General features: G+C 40.0%; 17 protein-coding genes. 6 read left to right on the forward strand and 11 right to left on the reverse strand.

Features of this window, described 5'->3' with window-relative positions; genetic code table 11:
- Nucleotides 1–167 precede the first annotated feature (167 nt).
- The 5 genes from QL989_RS01015 to QL989_RS01035 all read right to left on the reverse strand — a co-directional run bounded on the left by QL989_RS01015 (nt 168) and on the right by QL989_RS01035 (nt 5,682).
- On the reverse strand, nt 168–476 hold the full coding sequence (locus tag QL989_RS01015; protein WP_290167510.1) for a DUF6419 family natural product biosynthesis protein: 309 nt from the start codon (nt 474–476) through the stop codon (nt 168–170).
- Nucleotides 477–598: 122 nt separating this feature from the next.
- Entirely contained in the window at nt 599–1,177 is a 579-nt protein-coding gene (locus tag QL989_RS01020; RefSeq protein ID WP_290167778.1) for a cold shock domain-containing protein, read from the reverse strand.
- Nucleotides 1,178–1,335: 158 nt separating this feature from the next.
- The gene (locus QL989_RS01025; RefSeq protein ID WP_290167513.1) at nt 1,336–2,286 is read right to left on the reverse strand and encodes a cyclase family protein; all 951 of its coding nucleotides are present in this window, start codon (nt 2,284–2,286) and stop codon (nt 1,336–1,338) included.
- Between the two features lie 334 nt (nt 2,287–2,620).
- The gene (locus QL989_RS01030; protein ID WP_290167515.1) at nt 2,621–4,330 is read right to left on the reverse strand and encodes an amidohydrolase; all 1,710 of its coding nucleotides are present in this window, start codon (nt 4,328–4,330) and stop codon (nt 2,621–2,623) included.
- Nucleotides 4,331–4,923: 593 nt separating this feature from the next.
- Nucleotides 4,924–5,682, reverse strand: a complete 759-nt coding sequence (locus QL989_RS01035) for a hypothetical protein (protein WP_290167518.1) — start codon at nt 5,680–5,682, stop codon at nt 4,924–4,926.
- Nucleotides 5,683–6,085: 403 nt separating this feature from the next.
- Here QL989_RS01035 and gloA point away from each other — a divergent pair, with 403 nt between their 5' ends.
- A complete protein-coding gene (gene gloA / locus QL989_RS01040) occupies nt 6,086–6,613 on the forward strand; it encodes a lactoylglutathione lyase (RefSeq protein WP_075169203.1) in 528 nt (175 codons plus the stop codon).
- Between the two features lie 73 nt (nt 6,614–6,686).
- Here the strand turns inward: gloA and htpX are convergent, their stop codons facing one another.
- From htpX to bioB, 6 genes are all read right to left on the reverse strand, one after another.
- Nucleotides 6,687–7,550: a protease HtpX gene (gene htpX / locus QL989_RS01045; protein WP_290167522.1), complete on the reverse strand. Its 864-nt coding sequence runs from the start codon at nt 7,548–7,550 to the stop codon at nt 6,687–6,689.
- 251 nt (nt 7,551–7,801) lie between these two features.
- Nucleotides 7,802–9,370, reverse strand: coding sequence for an FAD-dependent oxidoreductase (locus tag QL989_RS01050; protein ID WP_290167523.1), 1,569 nt, complete (start codon nt 9,368–9,370; stop codon nt 7,802–7,804).
- A gap of 156 nt (nt 9,371–9,526) precedes the next feature.
- Entirely contained in the window at nt 9,527–10,210 is a 684-nt protein-coding gene (bioD, locus tag QL989_RS01055; RefSeq protein WP_290167524.1) for a dethiobiotin synthase, read from the reverse strand.
- A 10-nt stretch (nt 10,211–10,220) separates the two neighbouring features.
- Nucleotides 10,221–11,054 carry a methyltransferase domain-containing protein gene (locus QL989_RS01060; RefSeq protein ID WP_290167526.1) on the reverse strand — a complete coding sequence of 278 codons (834 nt, stop codon included), beginning with the start codon at nt 11,052–11,054 and terminating at the stop codon, nt 10,221–10,223.
- Nucleotides 11,051–12,205, reverse strand: coding sequence for an 8-amino-7-oxononanoate synthase (locus tag QL989_RS01065; RefSeq protein ID WP_290167528.1), 1,155 nt, complete (start codon nt 12,203–12,205; stop codon nt 11,051–11,053). The genes QL989_RS01060 and QL989_RS01065 overlap by 4 nt, the downstream gene beginning before the upstream one ends.
- A 14-nt stretch (nt 12,206–12,219) precedes the next feature.
- Nucleotides 12,220–13,260 (reverse strand): biotin synthase BioB, encoded by a 1,041-nt coding sequence (gene bioB / locus QL989_RS01070; RefSeq protein ID WP_010390068.1) that lies wholly within the window; start codon nt 13,258–13,260, stop codon nt 12,220–12,222.
- A gap of 95 nt (nt 13,261–13,355) precedes the next feature.
- On the opposite strand from bioB, the gene bioA reads away from it, so the two are divergent.
- The 5 genes from bioA to QL989_RS01095 all read left to right on the forward strand — a co-directional run bounded on the left by bioA (nt 13,356) and on the right by QL989_RS01095 (nt 19,213).
- Complete coding sequence (bioA, locus tag QL989_RS01075; protein WP_290167531.1) at nt 13,356–14,657, forward strand: adenosylmethionine--8-amino-7-oxononanoate transaminase; 1,302 nt, start codon at nt 13,356–13,358, stop codon at nt 14,655–14,657.
- A gap of 179 nt (nt 14,658–14,836) precedes the next feature.
- A complete protein-coding gene (locus QL989_RS01080; protein ID WP_178956115.1) occupies nt 14,837–15,649 on the forward strand; it encodes a hypothetical protein in 813 nt (270 codons plus the stop codon).
- Nucleotides 15,650–16,690 (forward strand): ABC transporter substrate-binding protein, encoded by a 1,041-nt coding sequence (locus tag QL989_RS01085; RefSeq protein WP_075169196.1) that lies wholly within the window; start codon nt 15,650–15,652, stop codon nt 16,688–16,690.
- Nucleotides 16,690–18,189, forward strand: a complete 1,500-nt coding sequence (locus QL989_RS01090; protein WP_290167535.1) for an iron ABC transporter permease — start codon at nt 16,690–16,692, stop codon at nt 18,187–18,189. Before QL989_RS01085 ends, QL989_RS01090 begins: the two co-directional genes overlap by 1 nt.
- Nucleotides 18,190–18,202: 13 nt before the next feature.
- Nucleotides 18,203–19,213 carry an ABC transporter ATP-binding protein gene (locus QL989_RS01095; protein ID WP_290167537.1) on the forward strand — a complete coding sequence of 337 codons (1,011 nt, stop codon included), beginning with the start codon at nt 18,203–18,205 and terminating at the stop codon, nt 19,211–19,213.
- The last annotated feature ends 29 nt before the right edge of the window (nt 19,214–19,242 follow it).

The following is a 19,242-nucleotide window of genomic DNA, read 5'->3' on the forward strand; positions in this document are numbered from 1 at the left end:
TGTTTGATGCTTGAAGTCAATAACCCCCGCCTTCATTCTTGATAAAATATATAATGTAACTGAAACATTTTTTTTGATACTTAAATTTTCTCTTCTACTTCATTTCAACTTAAATAAAGTTTTATTCTAAAAAGCGCTTTTACCTCAAACGTGGGCAAAACTCTCGTCTACAAAACGTGTTTTAAAGTTAACTTTCTTACGCCTAATAAAACACCACCAAATGAGATTAAAAATAATATTGGTAAAAACAGTAATGTTTGGGTGTTGCCTATATCTGTAGCTGGGCTGCCAATAACTGCAAGCGTATTAATTAACAGCAGTATTAAGCTTGATTGCAGATAGCCCTTGTAACCAATAGCCCCTGCAAACAACAGCATAATAAATGAACCTGATATTGCAGGCGTAAAAGGTGCCGCAGCGAGTAACATACAAACAAACGAAAATATAACAGCACATCCAATTATTACTTTAAACATAACAACCTCCTTGATAAATGGCTTTAAATCCACCAGCTATTTATAACTGTATTACTAAAAATCGTATTCCCCCTAAGGGCCCAAAACTAATTTTTAGTTTATTAATAACCTCAATATAAAAACTACCTATTCCCAAACTGCCGTTCACAGGGCTCTCCGTCTTTATCACCGTCCATTTTAGTATTTGGGCAATGTTGAATAAAAAATAATGCCTCTGCATACGAGGTCATTTGGCTACAATGTTGGCGGCCATCACAGCGAAATGCTTGCTGTGTTTTAGTAAGTGAGTTTGAACTCGCGGGCATAAATGACTCTAAATTAGCGTTAGTCACTACAGGTGTTTGCTTGGTATTTAAAAAACCGGTTTTATACACGCTAAAGCCAATACTAACAATAATACCAAGTGTTATAAGTTTCATTAAAGGTGAATTCTTACCTGAGGTTTTACTTATTCTAACCGGCCTTGATGAAGCTTTTATGTGTGGTTGTGCTAGTACGCCCTCAATACGGCAATTTACAGCTTTAGTTTTACCGTTAGGCTCAGTCGCAACCTCAAAATAGATAATGTCACCCACTTTAGGTTTACGGCTCATATGTTTGAGCGATGAAATGTGTATAAATATATTATGTTGCAGTGTGGTTGATTTAATAAAGCCAAAGCCTTTATCGTCATTCCACGATTTTAATAATCCTTTATTCATCATTGAATCGTCCATTTAATAACTGTTAATTTTACAGCCTGTGCTTTTATCATGATAAAGAAAAATACTCTTTGTGTATGTTTCTTATTTCAAAAAGCAGAAGTGCTGTATATAAAAACAGCACTCATCATTAACCTTACTATTTATTCAATTATTAGTTACTTTGTAAGTGCAAATACGCGTAATGCCGAGCCGGTGCCACCACGTACTTTAAGCGGCGGCACAATGGCAATAAACTCATAGACTTTTTCTTTTGCTAGCTCCTCAAGGAACAAGTTTTCTATTATGTAAATACCGTTATCTGCTAATAACATCATATGTACTGGAAAAACCTGAAATGAGGGTTCTGTAGCAATAGGTGGGCGTTTTTCAAAAGTAAGGGTGTCATTACCCACAACACTTGCACCAGCCTTTATTAAAAACTGTGCACCACTTACACCAACGCCTGCAGCATGCTCTGCAATATATTGCTGTGAGTTATTAGCAAAATATTGCCCCCACCCCGTTCTAATAAACACAGTGTCGCCTTTTTTAATTTTTACACCTTGCGATTTTGCTGTTCTTTTTAAATGTGACGCCGTTATGTCAAAATCTGCAGCCAATGGGGTATCGTCACCGTTAATAAAGCGAGCCACATCAAGTAATACCGTTCGGTTACTCAATAAGTTTACAGGATAATGATCAATTCCTAAGTCACTCCCTACACCACTCCGTCCTATTCCTCTGCGATCATTGGTCGCTTGCGCCGCATCTACTCCACCATACAGTAAACCATCTCGACCAATATGACCTAACGCATCAATAGTAGGACCTCCATGGTGACCACTCCATTGCATTATTTCTGAGGTGAATGAGAGCTGATTGTTATCACCAAATGTACCACGTGTATCAGCATGGGTTGCATTAAGTGCCATTGAGTATTTTGGGTTAACGGACGCTATTGGGGAATTTTCATCCCAATTATGAGACAGGTCATAGGTTTTGGCATGACTGACAAGAGTAATAAACTCTTCAGTTTGCTTCGATTTACTTAATTCTTTGCTATTGGTCGCTAAGCTCGAACAACTAATTAAAAAAAACATAAACGACAACAACATTGCCAGTTTCATCGTATCTCCTTATTTATATATGTTTAACACGCTATCCAAAAAAATAGCGACTAAAATAAGCCGCTACATGAATTCTCACAATAAATTAGTACATTTTTTCATTTTCAACCCTTAAATTTGATTATTATTCGCTTAACCGAGCATTTAAAAATTAGCATATGAATTCAAAAGCAAACAAAAAAGGGACAATTTTTTACAAAGAATTAACCGTTAGAAGTTTTATAAATATTCATTAAATCTCAAACTTCACTGTTGCATCTCAAGGCTGAGGTTTAATACGACGGTGACTAAAGCCGTCGTATAGTTAAGCGTTAAAATTGTTTCATGTTGAATATCAATTTGAATATACAACATGACCTTCTTTAATGCTTTGCACTATTTTTATATCCTTAATAGTAAGTGGTTCCACTTTTAAAGGGTTGTTACTTAAAATGACGAAATCCGCGAGTTTTCCCTCAGCTAGTGTACCTTTACTTGCTTCTTCAAAGTATTGAATAGCAGCCCATTGCGTTAATGTTTTTAACCCTTCATAAGGCGTTAAACGTTGATCCGGTCCCAATACTTTACCCGAACGCGTAATACGATTAACCGTTGCATCGAGCACTCGCATTGAATTTGGAAATGTCACAGGGGCATCATGGTGAGAAGTAACCGTTAAACCAGCTTCAACTACATCTCGTGATGGCGAAATATAATCTGCCCTTGGGTGCCCCAAAACAGACTCTACATGCCAATCGCCCCAGTAAAAAGTGTGCATAGGAAACAACGATGGGAGGATCCCTAAATCTACTAAATCCGGGATTTGATCTTTACGTAAAGTCTGGCCGTGAATCATCACGCTACGGTGATCATCATACCCATAACTTTTTTTAGCCACTTTAATAGCTTTAATATATTGGTCAATCGCTGCATCACCATTGGTGTGAGCAATAATCTGCCATTTGTTTTTAAACGCCGTGTTTATATGTTTAATGGCCACCTCATCACTCATGATAGGATAACCTTTATAGTCCAGCGGTTTACCCTCAGGCGGCGTATGATAATGTGATGATAACCAAGCCGTTTTTCCTTGTGGTGAACCATCTAAAGTTAATTTAACACCCCCTATTCTGTATCGATTAACATAACTGCGATCTGAATTATAAAATTCGGGTTTAACAGCTGACTTATTCCAAACAATGTCAGGGTATGAAACAACATCAATGAATAGCGATTTTTCACGAGCTGCTCTTTCTAATGCCGAAGTCGCATCCTCTGTGGTGCGGCCATCTTGAGCAGTTAAATATCCATTTTTAGCATACTCCACCTGAGCAAGCTCAATGGACCTCTGTTGTACTTCAGCTTCAGATTTAGTGGCAACAATAGGCAGTAATAGATTAAAAAAAGCCGCTTCTTCAAGCACGCCATTAGGACTATTATCGACCAAACGTCTAATTACACCGCCTTTGGGGTCTTTGGTATCCTTTGTGTAGCCACCCACTTCTAGAGCTTTTGAATTGACACTTGCTAGATGACCCGATTGATGCATTATAAGCACTGGGTATTTAGACGAAATTTTATCTAGAACATCTTTAGTTGGATGTTGTTTTTCGCTAAGCTGCGAATCGTCATACCCATTAGCTAACACCCAACCAAATTTTCCGATAATGAATTTCCCTTCAGCAGACTCCATCCACTTTTTGGTTGTTGTCACTAAACTATTAAAATTTGCACCGGGGCCATCGGGAGGAGGTAATAAATTTGCCAATTGCGCAATTAACCCCGTATTGTACATATGGCTATGGGCATCCAAAAAACCGGGTAAAAGTGTTTTCCCTTGAAGGTCTTTGTTTTGTAGATTGTCAAAGTTTTCTCTGGCCTTCGCTAAGCTGCCAAGGTAAACAATCCGCCCTTCTGACTCAACTAAAGCTTCCTCATAATGCGGCTTTTCTCCTTCCATAGTGAGAATATCTCCGCCGTAATATAAAACCGGATCAGCTGCTAGCGCGCTTGTTCCAAAACAAAATAATACTGATGGTAATAAAAAACGTAATCGCTTTGTCATTTTATCTTCCCTGTAAATATAGCTGTAATAAATTTAGCACATGATGTTTTAAACAAAAACATATTTACTTAGCGACTATAAAAAATTAGGTTAACGTATTGAGCTAGTAATGGGGTTGGTAAAACCACTGGATTTGATTGAGCCTGCACGTTAACCGCTCATATTTTAAATACTGGACATGCCCAATGTTTGAGCCACAAAGGGTTGGTTATGCTCAAGCATAAACCACAGAATTGTTACAGCGCAGTGTGTAAACACAGCCAGAAACTGGACTGACATTGGTAATAAACGATGACTGAGGCGAAAGCCAAGGGCATTAATTAATCATCAATAATGCTTAATTAAACTGCCTGAATTCATATGGCGTTCTTTATTCAAACCAAGGTGCATATTCACACCAATCGACGTCATTACTAGGTGCGTAGTCATATTTAAATTGAGTTTAAATAATAAGAACACTTGGTTTTTGAATAAAAAGACCAAGGAAACACAGCTGCCTGCTTGACCGGACCTTTCTAATGGGTGACCCCATTTGTTTTTAAAAGCAGCTTATAAGATTGCCGCATGAATTTGATGTCTGACTTGTTATGAGGTTAGCTTAAATTGAATAATTTTAAGAAACCAACTGAATTAATTTTAATTTCTTCATCTGTAAATTTAGGAAGTTCAACTCTAGTTATTACTTCACTTTTTTTATTTTGCATCACCTTCAGTGATTTTTGAATATTGCTAATTAATTCAAGAATTGTTTTAAGAAGCTCAATACTCGCCGTTGCTGTATGGGCTTCCATGGTTAAGACATTAGAGATAATTTTATTATTAGGTGAAACAACAACAAAACATAACGATTGCTCTAAATTTGTCGCTCCCCCATGCGCAACATAATCATTCCTAGTTTGAATTAAGTAATCATGTGCCTGTCTTTGTGATAAAGAAAAATCCTTAATTATATTCCTATCTAACTTCACACCTCGTGGTTTGTTTTTTGATTTTATTTTACCTCCAGAGGCATCAGCAAAGCATTTTCCGTAAGTTATAACAGCTGCTTGATGAAGTGATTTTTGAACTATAAATTGAGTAGATTCATTCTCAGTAACCGCTAGTCCATTTTGAATAGATTTTGTTTGTAGTTCAACTAAGTGCTTAATACCGTTATAAGCCGAAATTAAGTCTTTTTGAATTAAACTATATGCTGCAACTTTTTGTGCAATAATAGAATCTAGTATTAAATGCCTACAAGGGGTTGCTCCCTCAAAAAAAGAATAAGTAACAGAGTACTCTGTTAGATTATCCTCTCTCTCAAGAAAATAATTTTGTATTGATGGATAAGGTTCACGTTTTTTGATGATCATATATTTCTCTTTAATAACAAAGGAAGTAGATACATAAAGAGCTTCATAACAGCTTATTGAACACCTCTTTGGGGGGTTATCACACCCCAAAACGGCATATATTACATTGCTTAATAATTCCACTATACAACTTCAATGTAAACAAGTAATTACGTAGGCTATAAAATGACTGTTGTTAAAATACACCAAAACGACTTTTAATAATGTTATGGGACAAAAACAAGTACTGTATAAATAAACAGTACCGCTAAATGTGCCATTTTTCGCTTATAAAACATTCAGCTCACTGGCTGATAATTTAGCTAGGTGGTTTTAATTTTTGCTGCTGTTGATTATGATGTTCGTATTCCCTGCCTTTTTAAATCCATTAAGGTTTTTCAGTCATTTTATTAAGGATTATCTCATGTCTAGCTATAACGAATCTCCAGAGCAAATTGCACAGGCCACTGAGGGCTATGTGATGCAGCAAACCATGTTGCGTATTAAAGATCCAAAACCGTCGCTGGCATTTTATGAAAACGTATTGGGTATGAAGCTGTTAGGAAAGTACGACTTTCCTGGTATGGAATTTACCTTGTACTTTTTAGGCTATGAGCAAGATATGCCAAAAGGCGATGATAAAGAAAAAACTCAATGGGTGTTTCGCCGCCCTGCGCTGATTGAGCTTACCCATAACTGGGGTACTGAAAACGACGACAGCTTTACCGGTTATCACAGTGGTAATGAAGAACCAAAAGGCTTTGGCCATATTGGGATTAGCGTACCCGATGTATACGCTGCCTGTGAGCGCTTTGCTAAATACGATGTGGAGTTTGTAAAACAGCCAGATGGCGGCTCAATGAAAGGCCTTGCCTTTATTAAAGACCCTGACGGTTACTGGATTGAAATACTCTCGCCGGAGGGCATTACAGACATTATTCAATCGCAATAAAAACTACTAAACATAAAAAAGCCTGCAAATGCAGGCTTTTTGTTTACAAGTACTGTGAAAAACTTGATTTTTTTTAACGACGTAGTGCGTCTATACGTGCATCAAGCGGTGGGTGCGATGAAAACAACTCAGCCATGCCTTTACCACTGGCGATACCAAAGGCCATCATTGAGCCTTCTAATTGCGATGGGTGGTTTTGCTTTAATCGCTCAAGGGCTGAACGCATTTTGTCTGCGCCTACTAAATGAGCTGCACCGTTGTCGGCTGCAAATTCACGCTTGCGGCTGTAATGGGCAACTACCACACTGGCTAATACACCAAATAACACTTGGAATAACATATCGAATAAGAAGTAAGTCCAGCTGCTGCCGCCCTCTTCTTCATCGCTATTTATAAAATTATCTACAATGCCCGCCAGCACTTTTGCGGCAAAAATAACAAAGGTATTAACCACGCCTTGAATAAGCGTGAGCGTTACCATATCGCCATTAGCCACGTGCGATACTTCGTGCGCAAGCACCGCTTCGGCTTGATCTTGGCTCATGTTATGTAATAAACCTGTGCTTACCGCCACCAGCGAATTATTTTTACTTGGGCCCGTTGCAAACGCGTTCATTTCTGGGCTGTCGTAAATAGCAACTTCTGGCATGTTAATACCGGCTTTTTTAGCTTGAGCAGCCACAGTGCTTACCAGCCATTGTTCGGTTTCGGTACGAGGTTGGGTGATCACTTGCGCACCGGTTGATTTTTTCGCCATCCATTTCGACATATATAAAGAAATAAACGATCCACCAAAACCAAATACAGTCGCAATTAGTAAAATTCCGCCAAGGCTACGATGGCTTAAGCCCAGCGCACTCATTATGATTGAAAGCACCACACCTAATACCAACATAACCGCGAGGTTAGTTAATAAAAACAAAAATACACGTTTCATACGAGTTCTCCAAAAATAACATTTATTGCTGAGCGATTTACTATGTTTGATCGGCTTTGAGCAATCACTGCGTTATGACACACTATGTCATAACGTCAGCGCTATTTTGTGACAAACTATGTCATAACGCAAGGGATATTTTTAAAGTTTTATATATATTAAATTAAGTTAAGCTTTTTAGGGTTTTTTCTGTTAAACAGAAAAAATGCACTTATAAAAACAATACAATTCAATAATTTACTTTATTTATACTATACGCTTTTATATAAACCGTGATTAACATTTGCCATATCTGTGGGGAAGCCTCGCTCTTTTGCAAGTACTTGTGCAATTTTACTTATATTTTCATTACAACTGTTCTCAAGGTAGGCCCATTGGTGATGCTTACGGTGATTATTACCGTCGTGTTCTGTGCAAATTAAACCAAGCTTTATAAATTCAGCTACTATTTCGTCAGCAGCGATCAAAGTTGATGACGCTTTTACATTTTCGGCTCGTGCGTAGCTAATATGCGAATATAAACTTACGTCTGCAACGCGTAAGGTGTCGTCTTCGCCTGGGATCTGTTGGCCGCCAAACAAGGCATTGTTTTGCGTATTAGCGTTTTTAAATGCTGGTACAAACTCAGCTACATAATCAATCGCTTTTTGACCACGTGCTTTTAGCACCTGCTGATCCCAACCATTATTTATATAATTTAAGTACTTAGCAGACAGTTGTGGCTGTGCCGTTTGCTCGGCTGTATCTGCTAGGCCATCGTTAAACAAGGTAATTGAGTTAGTCATACCATGAATTTGATAAAAGCCATTAGGGTACGGCGTTAATTGTGCCATGCCCTCGGGTGTGCCTCGGTTACCATAAATAATAATTTCGGGTATTTTCCCGCCAGCGCCTTGCCAGTGTGCAATGTATGAGGCTTTAAATTCGACCATACGCTTGGGCTTTACGCCTACCATGTCATCAACAATACCGGTTTGAAAGCCACAGGCGTTTATAAGGTAATCTACTTCTGCTGTTTGGGTCTTGTTGCTTTGGTTACTTTGGTTGTTTTGGTATTCAATTTTCCATTTTGGCATTTGATTGTTAGCACTACTTTGCTCAACTTTGCTGACTTGCTTTACCTCTGTGCTGGTAAGCACGTTAGCGTGTTCGTACTGGGCAAGCGCAAGTTGCGCACTTGCTGATAATCTAAATATATTCCAACCGTATTCTTGAACAACAATAAGTGGGTATTTTACTTTGTTTAAGTTTAAATGCTTAGCAACGGGGATCATCCACTCATCTTGCGTTTTAGGCTCAGTAACCTGCTCTTTTTTACTCAAGGTTATCATTTGTTCATGGCTATAAAGCTGATAATAATTATCAGGCTCGCCAAGAACTTTATTATTATGATCTTGTTCAATTAAGTCTTTATATGCGTTAGTAAGCTTGTCTAACCTTGGCAGTAAATCATCCGGTGAATCATCATCACGCGTTGGCACAGCAAATACAGTTGGGCGAACATCTATGCTGTAAGGATATAGCCGTAAAATATCAATACATTGTTTAAGTAAATCTATACAGTCTTGATCTGGAATTTCACGATATAAATTACCACCTGCGTGCAGATGGCACATAGGAGGGCCGTCAATAAGTGACGTTTTTTTCTCAAATATAGTCGTTTTTATGCCTAATGCCGCAAGGCGAATCGCAATTGTTGCCCCTGCAGTTCCCCCACCTAAAATACCTACACGGGTTTTAGGCAGAGCACTTTTTGGTAGATCTGATTCGGCCTTAACCTGCGTATTATAAACGTAGTTCTTAATAAATGGGTGGGTCATGGTATTTGTTATTTCCTTAGTAACAATAGCACTGTGTAATTAGCGTTATATATGCATACAAGGTGTGTATTTCAAGTCGCTAAACATATTTATTAAACTGGTGTATTTAATATATAAACTGCTTTGTATATTTATAAAATTACAAAGCAGTGTAGTTTAGGCATTTATAGCAAGTGCAGTAAGAAGGGTTTTATAAATTTGTAATTTAGGGGTTTGCTCGGTATAGGGGCTTATAGCAAGCAACGGGAATGGTAAACGTGTTTTAAGCGAATCTAGGTTTGCTTGGTATTCATCCATAGTGGCATCAACTTGGTTAGCAATCCAGCCAATGCAATTAACACCCATACTTTGCATATGGGCTGCAGTGAGTAAAGCATGATTAATACAGCCAAGTTTCATCCCTACCACTAATATTACGGGTAGTTGCTCTGCTTTTACCCAGTCGTATAAATATTCGTTATTATTAATTGGCAATGCCCAGCCGCCCGCACCTTCTGTTAAAAGGTAGTCGGCACCTTGTTGCTTCACATTTTTATAAGCGGTACGTAGCTTTTCAACACTTAGGTTTACTCCTACTTGCTCTGCTGCAATGTGCGGAGCTATGGCGGGCTTAAAAGCAAACGGATTAATAATGTCGTACTTAGCGCTCACGGTCGCGCTTTCCATTAGCATTAAGGCATCGGCATTCACAAGCTGATCAAACGCAAGTTCACACCCTGATGCAATCGGTTTAAAGCCTATTGCGCGCTGTTTATGTTGAGCGAGTAACTTTAATAGCAAACTGGTTACGTGGGTTTTACCAGCGTCGGTATCGGTACCGGTAATAAAAAATTGCTGCATTGCCTTACCTTTAAATTTTTGCTTTTTCTAATGATAACAATACCACATGGTAAGATACATGGGCTTGGTTGTTTATAAGCGGATACGCCGCACATACTTTTTGTAACGCCGATTTAGTTAATAGACCAGGGCGTTGGCTTGCATTATTTTGCGACGTTGCACCAATGGCTTTAATTGAACTAATCGCTTTAAGCGGGCTGGTAAACTCATCAGTATAAATAACCTCTGTCGCGTTATTAACAATAAACCCTACCTTTTTGACCGATTGGTTTATATTATCGCTACTTAAAAAATTATTAATGTGGCTATGCGAATCGAGCGCCGCAAACGCCGTTTTTATTTCACCAAGTGAGCCTTCCACCACCGTACTTATGTACGCCTGCCCGCCAGGCTTTAAAGCTGAATGTAATGAATACATTAGCATTTCAAAATTAGCCGACCATTGCATTGCAAAATTACTAAATACCACATCAATACTATTTTGTTGAAATGGCAAGTTATCCATGTCGGCGCAAATACGCGGTGCGTTTACTGCACTATTTTTAAGCATGGTAAGGCTTAAATCCATGGCAATTACCTGTTTGTATATTCCTTGTAACGCTTGGGTATTCACTAACGGCCCAGCGCCTAAATCAACACAATGTTTGTGCTTTGTGCTCGCATCAAGCTTAATGAGTTTAATTAAATCGATTGCGGCTTGTTTTTGTACATGCGCATGGGCTACATATTGGTTTGCAGCTGTTGAAAACTTGCGTTTCGTTACCTGCTTTAAACTACTAACAGCTAAATAAGCTAACGGTGACTTTATACGCGAATTAGCATTTGTAGCGTGTGCGCTTATCATGCAATGGCCTTTTTTAAACAATTTACCAATGTTGTAATGTCTTGCTCGGTATGGGCGGCGGTTAAGGTAACGCGGAGCCTTGAGGTATTATGCTGCACAGTTGGCGGGCGAATAGCGGTTAGCCAAATCCCCTGTTGTTTGAGCTGCTCACAGGCTTTTAATGTCTGTTCGGCACACCCTAAAACTAGGGGTTGAATGGCAGTTGTTGAATCCATTAAGGCAATTTTGTGTTCATTGGCTAAACGTTTAAATAAAGCAATATTAGCGTTTAATTTTGCACGCTTGTGGTTAGCATCACGTATGGTTTTAATTCTTGATAATGTATGCAAAGCAATAAATGGCGATATTGCAGTCGAATAAGTGTAATCGCGGTTAAACTGCAACATGTAATCAATAAATTCACTTGAACCTAATACACACGCCCCGCTACTTGCTAGCGCTTTACCAAAGGTGATCACTAAAATATCTGGTAAATTATCTGCCGCTATAAGTGGCTCACAGCTTCCCAAACCCGATTTTCCCAGTACGCCAAAGCCATGCGCATCGTCTATCATTAACCAGGCGTTATGTGCTTTAGCTAAACTCAGTAACTCAATTAATGGTGCTTGGTCGCCATCCATTGAGAATACACCCTCACTCACAATCAATTTATACTTAGCATTGGACTTTTCCAGCCGTGAACGTAAATGATTCATGTCGTTATGGTTAAAGCGCACAAGTGCTGCGTTTGCATGCAATGCGCCGTCGATTAAGCTTGCATGATTGAGTTTATCCTGAAAAATCGCACTTTGTTGAGCAATGACTTTATCTTGAAATAGCGCTTTTATAACACTGCTATTAGCACTAAAGCCCGAATTAAACAGCATGGCATTGTTATAGCCCAACTGAGCACATAAGTATTTTTCGAGCTGTTGCTGCGCACCTTGATAGCCAGTAACTAAAGCAGAGCTATGACTTCCTAGGCTCTGCATGCCTTCAAGCAAAGTGGGCTCATCGGCAAAGCCTAGGTAGTCGTTACTGGCAAAGTTAAGATAGCGTTTATTATCAACTATAATTTCACGCGCACTGGCTTGCTCAATAACATAACGCTTGCGATTAAGCGCGCTTTGCTGGCGCGCTTGTAAATGGCTATTTATAAAATCAAATGACATAGCAATACACAATATTAAGCAGGATAAAATAATTCTGAACTGGCTTTATCGGCCACTTTAGAAGATAACGACGCAGCAACGGCTTCATCTGAATAGTCTTCGGCCGTTTCAGGGTTCATACCCAGCTTTTTAATTAATTGCATATCAGCATCAGCTTCTGGGTTTTCGGTAGTCAGCAGTTTATCACCATAAAAAATGGAATTAGCACCGGCAAAAAAACACATCGATTGCATTTGCTCATTCATTGCGCTGCGCCCTGCCGATAATCGCACATAGCTGTGCGGCATCATAATACGCGCGGTGGCAATAGTACGAATAAACTCAAACTGATCTAAGTCGTCTACGTTTTCAAGCGGTGTCCCTTTTACTTTTACTAGCATATTAATAGGGACGCTTTCTGGTTGCTGCGGCAAATTAGCCAATTGCATTAATAACCCATAACGATCGCTGGGTTGCTCACCCATACCGACAATACCACCCGAACAAACTTTCATACCGGCATCACGCACATGATCAATAGTGTTTAGTCTGTCTGCAAAGGTACGGGTAGATATAATTTGTTCGTAGTATTCAGGTGAGGTATCTAAATTATGGTTATAGTAGTCAAGCCCTGCATCACTCAATGCATGCGCTTTTTCATTGGTGAGCTTACCTAGGGTCATACAGGTTTCAAGGCCAAGCTCTTTTACTTCTTTAACCATTTTTGAAATGTACGGCATATCACGATCTTTAGGATCTGACCACGCAGCGCCCATACAAAAACGGGTGGCGCCTTTTTGTTTTGCAAGGCGTGCTTGCTCTACTACTTTTTCTACTTCTAGTAAGCGCTCTCGTTCTAGGTCGGTTTTATAATGACCAGACTGCGGGCAATATTTACAATCTTCAGGGCAAGCACCTGTTTTTATTGATAGTAAAGTAGAAATTTGCACCTGATTAGGATTAAAATTAGCACGGTGTACGGTCGCGGCTTTAAAAAGCAGATCGTTAAACGGCATTTCAAATAAGGCTTTAACCTCGCTATGGGTCCAATCGTGACGAACTGTTGCAAGCTCCATAATACTCTCTTTTATTTTTTGCTCTTGGTGTTATTGGCTTAGAATACGTATTGCCGTACCATTGTCAATGAAACCCATATAGCTAAAGTTTACATATGAGCACAAAACATACAATAGACCTTGATTTTGACCGAAATCACATTTGGCACCCTTATACATCAATGACTCAACCAATTCCGGTTTATCCTGTTACACACGCCAATCACAACCTTATCCAATTAGAAACAGGCGAGAAACTCATTGACGGTATGGCCTCTTGGTGGAGCGCAATACATGGCTACAATCATCCCGTTTTAAATCATGCGATGACAGAGCAAATCAATAAAATGAGCCATGTAATGTTTGGCGGCATTACCCATTACAGCGCAGTGGAGCTTTGTAAAAAGCTAGTAGCAATAACGCCCGAGCATTTAAATAAAGTATTTTTAGCCGACAGCGGCTCGGTAAGTGTTGAAGTAGCGATTAAAATGGCGCTGCAGTATTGGTTAAGCCAAGGCATTAATACTAAACAAAAGTTAATGACTCCGTTTAAGGGCTATCATGGCGATACCTTTGCGGCCATGAGTGTGTGCGATCCGGTTAATTCTATGCATAGCTTGTACTCTGGCTTTTTACCTGAGCATGTATTTGTACCTGCACCTGTTAGCCAATTTCATGACGAGTTTAATCAAGCCGAGGCGGATGAACTAGAACACTATTTTTTAAAACACCACCAGCATGTTGCCGCCTTTATTATTGAACCCATAGTACAAAACGCGGGAGGAATGAACTTTTATCACCCTGAATATTTAGCCTGTGTGCGCAAGTTATGTACTCAATACGATGTATTGCTCATTTGTGATGAAATTGCCACAGGCTTTGGCCGTACAGGTAAAATGTTTGCTGTAGAGCACGCCAATGTACAGCCAGATATACTTTGTATTGGCAAGGCACTCACCGGCGGCACCATGACCTTATCAGCCACGTTAACGACCGACAAAATAGCAATAGGCATTAGCGAAGGTGAAGCCGGTGTTTTGATGCACGGACCTACATTTATGGGCAATCCACTCGCCTGTGCTGTGGCATGTGCCAGTATAGACTTATTGCTTGAACAAGATTGGCAAAAACGAATTTGTGAAGTAAACCAAGCACTTCAACAATTACATCAGTGTGGCTCACTTACTGATGTAGCTAATGTGCGCACTTTAGGTGCAATTGGCGTGGTAGAGCTGACAGATGAGGCAGGAATAGTAGATGTAGCTAAAATACAGGCTTATTTTGTTAGCCAAGGAGTGTGGATACGCCCGTTTGGGAAGTTAATTTACTTAATGCCACCGTATATAAGTGACGATATCAGTATTAAACAGCTTTGCGATGCTATATATAACGCCATAAAGGGTAAACATTACGTATAGATGGTTAATTATTTTAGCCACTAAAGTTAAAATTAAATTGATATTTCTATTTAGTTATTATTCCTCTGTAAAGTTTAGTAAATTTAACCCTTTGGCTCGATTTAGTGTGTTGATCTAAGGGATGTTTAGGGATATGATAATGACTATCATTTACAATAACATTTATGGACTCACTTGCTATGAAAATATTACTTAAGCCTGCCAAGACATTAAGTGCAACTTTTTTACTCGCTTCTGCGATTTTTGCACAACCGGCACTTGCTAACGGCCCAATTGGTGAGCATGTTAATCACCTTCAAGCTAATTTAAAAACCTACAACGAAGACGTTGAGTGGATGGTTTCAAAGGTTGATACCCTAGTAAGCGATTACGAGAAAAAAGGCGCTAAAGCAGTTAACACTGATGACTTAATTGAGTACTGGGAATCGGTTAAATTTCACAGCGCTATAGAAACAAATTACGTTCCTGTGTATGCCTCTATATGGCAAGGTTTGTATGGCATAAAAATGGCTATTGATAACAAAAAGCCAGCCTCAGAAGTACGTTTGCAGCAACAAGCAATGAACAATGCTTTATGGCAAGGCCTAGGCGCAGTTAAGTTAGCGGCTCAGTTTCAACAAAAAGGGTTATTAAAAAGCGTTAAAGCCACAGCAACAAAAGAAATGACGCAAAGCGCGACCATTGACGAAATTAAACACAAATTAGACCGAGTGGTTGCTAAATACGCAGAACGTTTAAGCGATGAAGCAACCAGCATAGTTCACGATACTTACTTGCATTTATTTGAAGGCGTTGAAGGCACACTCATTGAGCAAGACGCTAACTTAGTAGAAGTACTTGAAAAAGACTTTAACGTAACCCTACCGCAGGCTATTTCAGCTAATAAAACAGTAGACCAAGTACGTGACGTAGTTGTTGATATGCAAACTAAGTTAACTCGTGCACAAACGCTAATTGAAAAAGCAGAAAAGTCACGTAAGGATGTATTTTAAGTGGAACGCAGAACCTTTATTCAAGGCTTAGCTGCGTTAGGGATAGCTGGCGCTTTGCCGCTATCGCTTTCACGCGCGTTTGCCGCTGATATTGCCAACCCCGTGTCGGTAGATACATTACCTAAACTTAAAGGCGCATTGACCCTTTATTTAGGGCGTGGTGAAGGTGGCTTATACGAAAACGTTTTACAAGCCATTCAAAAAAAGAACCCGGATTTAGACCTAGCTATTCGACGCGGCCCAACTGCAGCTTTGGCTAATACGATTGTTGCCGAAGCCAAAGCGGGTGTTAAACGTGCAGACTTATTTTGGGCTGTCGATTCGGGCGCTATTGGTTTAGTAACCGATGCAGGGCTTGCTAAACCTATGCCTAGTGATTTATCTGCACAACTACAACCACAGTTTAGATACGATGAGTGGGCACCTGTAACTGGTCGTATACGTACTTTGCCTTTTAATACTGAGCGTTTAACCAAAGAGCAAATTCCAACAAGCATTATGGAAATAGCCGACAGTGATTTAAGTATTGGTTGGGCACCCGCTTATGCTTCTTTTCAATCGTTTGTTACCGCTATGCGAATTTTAGAAGGCGATGATAAAACTGCTAAATGGCTTAAAAAAGTGCAAAAACGCTCAAAAACTTACGCTGGCGAACTCGGTGTAGTAATGGGCGTTGAACGTGGTGAAGTAGATATTGGTTTTGCTAATCACTACTACACGTTACGTTTGAAGTCTGGTAAGCCCGACGCTAAACTCGATCTTGCATTTACAGAGCAAGATGCCGGTTGTTTAGTGAATGCCTCCGGTATTTTATCGCTATCTGACGACCCACTAGCAACTAACTTTATGCGCTATTTACTCAGCGTTGAAGTACAGAGTTATTTAGCGAGCGAAGCGTATGAAATTCCGCTAGTAAATGACATAAAGCAACCTGATGGCTTGCCTAAATTAACCAGTATTTCGCCACCTAAAATAGACTTAACCCAGTTGGCTGACTTACGTCCAACTATTGACTTAATGCGCAGCAGCGGCGTTTTATAATGCGAATACCACCATCTTATCCTATGGCGCTGCTTGCAGCGCTTGTTACCCTTACCCCTATTTTTGTTTTAATAACGCTTGCCAGTGACGCAAGCTCTTTTTTTGATAGTCATAATTTAACTATTTTAGGCAATACCCTGTCGTTAATGGGATTAACCGTATTAGGCTCAATTTTAATTGGTGTGCCACTGGCATTTATTAGCGCCTATGTGCAGCTGCCGTTTAAAAAGTTTTGGCTGGTGGTGTTTGCCGCCCCTTTAGCTATACCAAGTTATATTGGGGCATTTACGCTTTACGCTGCATTTGGCCCTGGTGGTGAAATACATAACATACTTGGTTTTGAAACCCCTTCTATGTATGGCTTAACTGGCGCCGCCATTGTAATGACCTTGTATACCTTCCCGTTTGTAATGATGACAACCCGCTCCTCCCTACTTAGTCTTGATGCGAGCATGGTCAATGCAGCGCGTACATTGGGGATGTCGATGACACAAAGCGTGTTTAAAGTTATTTTACCCCGTGTTGTAAATGGTATTGCTGCGGGCTCATTACTCGTTGCCTTGTATACGTTATCTGACTTTGGTACACCGGCAATGATGCGTCTAGATACCTTCACTCGCGTTATTTATGTAGAATATAACGCCTTTGAACTGAGCCGTGCGGCTATGCTGTCTATGCAGTTAATGGTGATTGTTGGCTTTTTACTAATGATTGAATCGCAAATTAATACTGCGTCTGAACGCCAAGGCCGGCCCCTTATTTTATTCCCAAAAAAATGGCAATTAGGCGCGATGTTTGCCACCTTTGCACCAATTTTATTACTTGCTATTGGCTTACCACTCGCAGTATTTACACTTTGGCTAATGCGTGATGGTTTTAGTTCGTTTGATTTTAGTATTGCTTGGCACTCTACTTACGCTTCAGCCATTGCAGCTATTGTTACAGTTATTGTGGCTATTCCTGTAGCGCATGCAGCATTAACTGGAAAAGCAGGTAAAGTAATGGAACGCGTTACTTACTTTGGTTTTGGTATTCCGGGGATTGTTATGGGCACAGCGCTTGTATATGGCGGCTTACAACTGCCATTTTTATATCAAACACTGGGCTTGTTGATCATTGCTTATATGCTACGTTTTTTACCGCTTGCGGTTGGCTCTGTGCGTACCAGCACCGAGCACCTTGATCCAAGCTTAGTAAAATCAGCCCGTGTGTTAGGCGCAAGCCCACGTGAAGCTTTCACACGTATTACTTTACCACTGACTATGCGTGGTATTATTGCAGGGGCCGCTTTAGTCTTTTTAGAGTCGATGCGTGAATTAGAAGCCACACTATTATTGGGTCCAACTGGTTTTGAAACCTTATCTACGTATTTATGGCGTGTTTACGAAGCTGGTTATTTTGGCCGCGCAGCAATACCTGGTTTATTGTTAGTGGTGATTTCGGCGGCGGCTTTAGCTATTATGATGTCTGGCGAGAAACGCAACCAGTTTGAACATTAAGGATTTTATATAAATGCTATCTGTAAGTCAGTTGTCTATAGATTATGGCAGTAATCGTGTTGTTAGTGACTTAAATTTCACTTTAGGTGAAAGCGAAATTTTAATGCTTGTTGGTCCAACAGGTTGTGGTAAAAGTACTATTTTACAAGCCCTAGCTGGGCTTTTACCAATTAGCGAGGGTGAAATTAAAGTTGCTAAATGGACTGCTACACCAAAGTATACTGTAGCCCCTGAAAAACGCAGTGTGGGTATGGTGTTTCAAGACTTTGCGCTGTTTCCCCATTTAACGGTTGAGCAAAATGTGTGTTTTAAACTAAAAGACACAAACCCTGCTGATCATTGGATAAAGCTACTCGGTTTAGATGCGTTTAGACATAAAAAACCAGCGACACTTTCAGGGGGGCAAAAACAGCGTGTTGCATTAGCGCGCACCCTAGCCCACCAGCCAGACTTTGTATTACTTGATGAGCCACTATCAAACTTAGACGCGGCTTTAAAAGACATGCTACGTTGGGACATACGTAATGCGCTTAAAGAAGCCGGCGTACCCGCTATTTGGGTAACGCACGATCAAGAAGAAGCACTTTCGGTGGGCGATCGCGTGGGTGTACTAAAAGGCGGAAAAATACAGCAAATTGATAGCCCAGAGCAATGCTTTAGTGCACCCAACAATCGCTTTGTGGCACGCTTTTTAGGTGAAGCTAGTTTTATAAAAGGAACGCTGAATAACGGCCAAGCACTTACCGATATTGGTAATGTTCCCGCTCATGGTGTTGACTGTGAAAACGGTGAGGTAGAGGTGTTACTTCGTCCAGATGATGTATTATTAGTACAAAGCAGTGTAGGAAATAATAGCGAAGTAATTTGGGTACGCTTTGAAGGCGGCAGCAGATTATGCGCCATAAAACTAGCCTGTGGTACTGTGGTTACAAGTCGCGTGAGTCATGAAGTAGTGGTAAATCCTGGTGATAACGTACATGTATCGCTTAGTACCTCTCATCCACTGGCGGCATTTAAAAGCTAGCGCTTTATATATTCTACTTTGGAGGAAAC

This window comes from Pseudoalteromonas sp. APC 3224, assembly GCF_030407535.1.
Lineage (GTDB): Bacteria > Pseudomonadota > Gammaproteobacteria > Enterobacterales > Alteromonadaceae > Pseudoalteromonas.

Coding starts and splice junctions, on each gene's coding strand:
- QL989_RS01015 (WP_290167510.1), bottom strand. CDS start 476: ATGTTTAAAGTAATAATTGGATGTGCTGTTATATTTTCGTTTGTTTGT.
- QL989_RS01020 (WP_290167778.1), bottom strand. CDS start 1,177: ATGAATAAAGGATTATTAAAATCGTGGAATGACGATAAAGGCTTTGGC.
- QL989_RS01025 (WP_290167513.1), bottom strand. CDS start 2,286: ATGAAACTGGCAATGTTGTTGTCGTTTATGTTTTTTTTAATTAGTTGT.
- QL989_RS01030 (WP_290167515.1), bottom strand. CDS start 4,330: ATGACAAAGCGATTACGTTTTTTATTACCATCAGTATTATTTTGTTTT.
- QL989_RS01035 (WP_290167518.1), bottom strand. CDS start 5,682: ATGATCATCAAAAAACGTGAACCTTATCCATCAATACAAAATTATTTT.
- gloA (WP_075169203.1), top strand. CDS start 6,086: ATGTCTAGCTATAACGAATCTCCAGAGCAAATTGCACAGGCCACTGAG.
- htpX (WP_290167522.1), bottom strand. CDS start 7,550: ATGAAACGTGTATTTTTGTTTTTATTAACTAACCTCGCGGTTATGTTG.
- QL989_RS01050 (WP_290167523.1), bottom strand. CDS start 9,370: ATGACCCACCCATTTATTAAGAACTACGTTTATAATACGCAGGTTAAG.
- bioD (WP_290167524.1), bottom strand. CDS start 10,210: ATGCAGCAATTTTTTATTACCGGTACCGATACCGACGCTGGTAAAACC.
- QL989_RS01060 (WP_290167526.1), bottom strand. CDS start 11,054: ATGATAAGCGCACACGCTACAAATGCTAATTCGCGTATAAAGTCACCG.
- QL989_RS01065 (WP_290167528.1), bottom strand. CDS start 12,205: ATGTCATTTGATTTTATAAATAGCCATTTACAAGCGCGCCAGCAAAGC.
- bioB (WP_010390068.1), bottom strand. CDS start 13,260: ATGGAGCTTGCAACAGTTCGTCACGATTGGACCCATAGCGAGGTTAAA.
- bioA (WP_290167531.1), top strand. CDS start 13,356: ATGAGCACAAAACATACAATAGACCTTGATTTTGACCGAAATCACATT.
- QL989_RS01080 (WP_178956115.1), top strand. CDS start 14,837: ATGAAAATATTACTTAAGCCTGCCAAGACATTAAGTGCAACTTTTTTA.
- QL989_RS01090 (WP_290167535.1), top strand. CDS start 16,690: ATGCGAATACCACCATCTTATCCTATGGCGCTGCTTGCAGCGCTTGTT.
- QL989_RS01095 (WP_290167537.1), top strand. CDS start 18,203: ATGCTATCTGTAAGTCAGTTGTCTATAGATTATGGCAGTAATCGTGTT.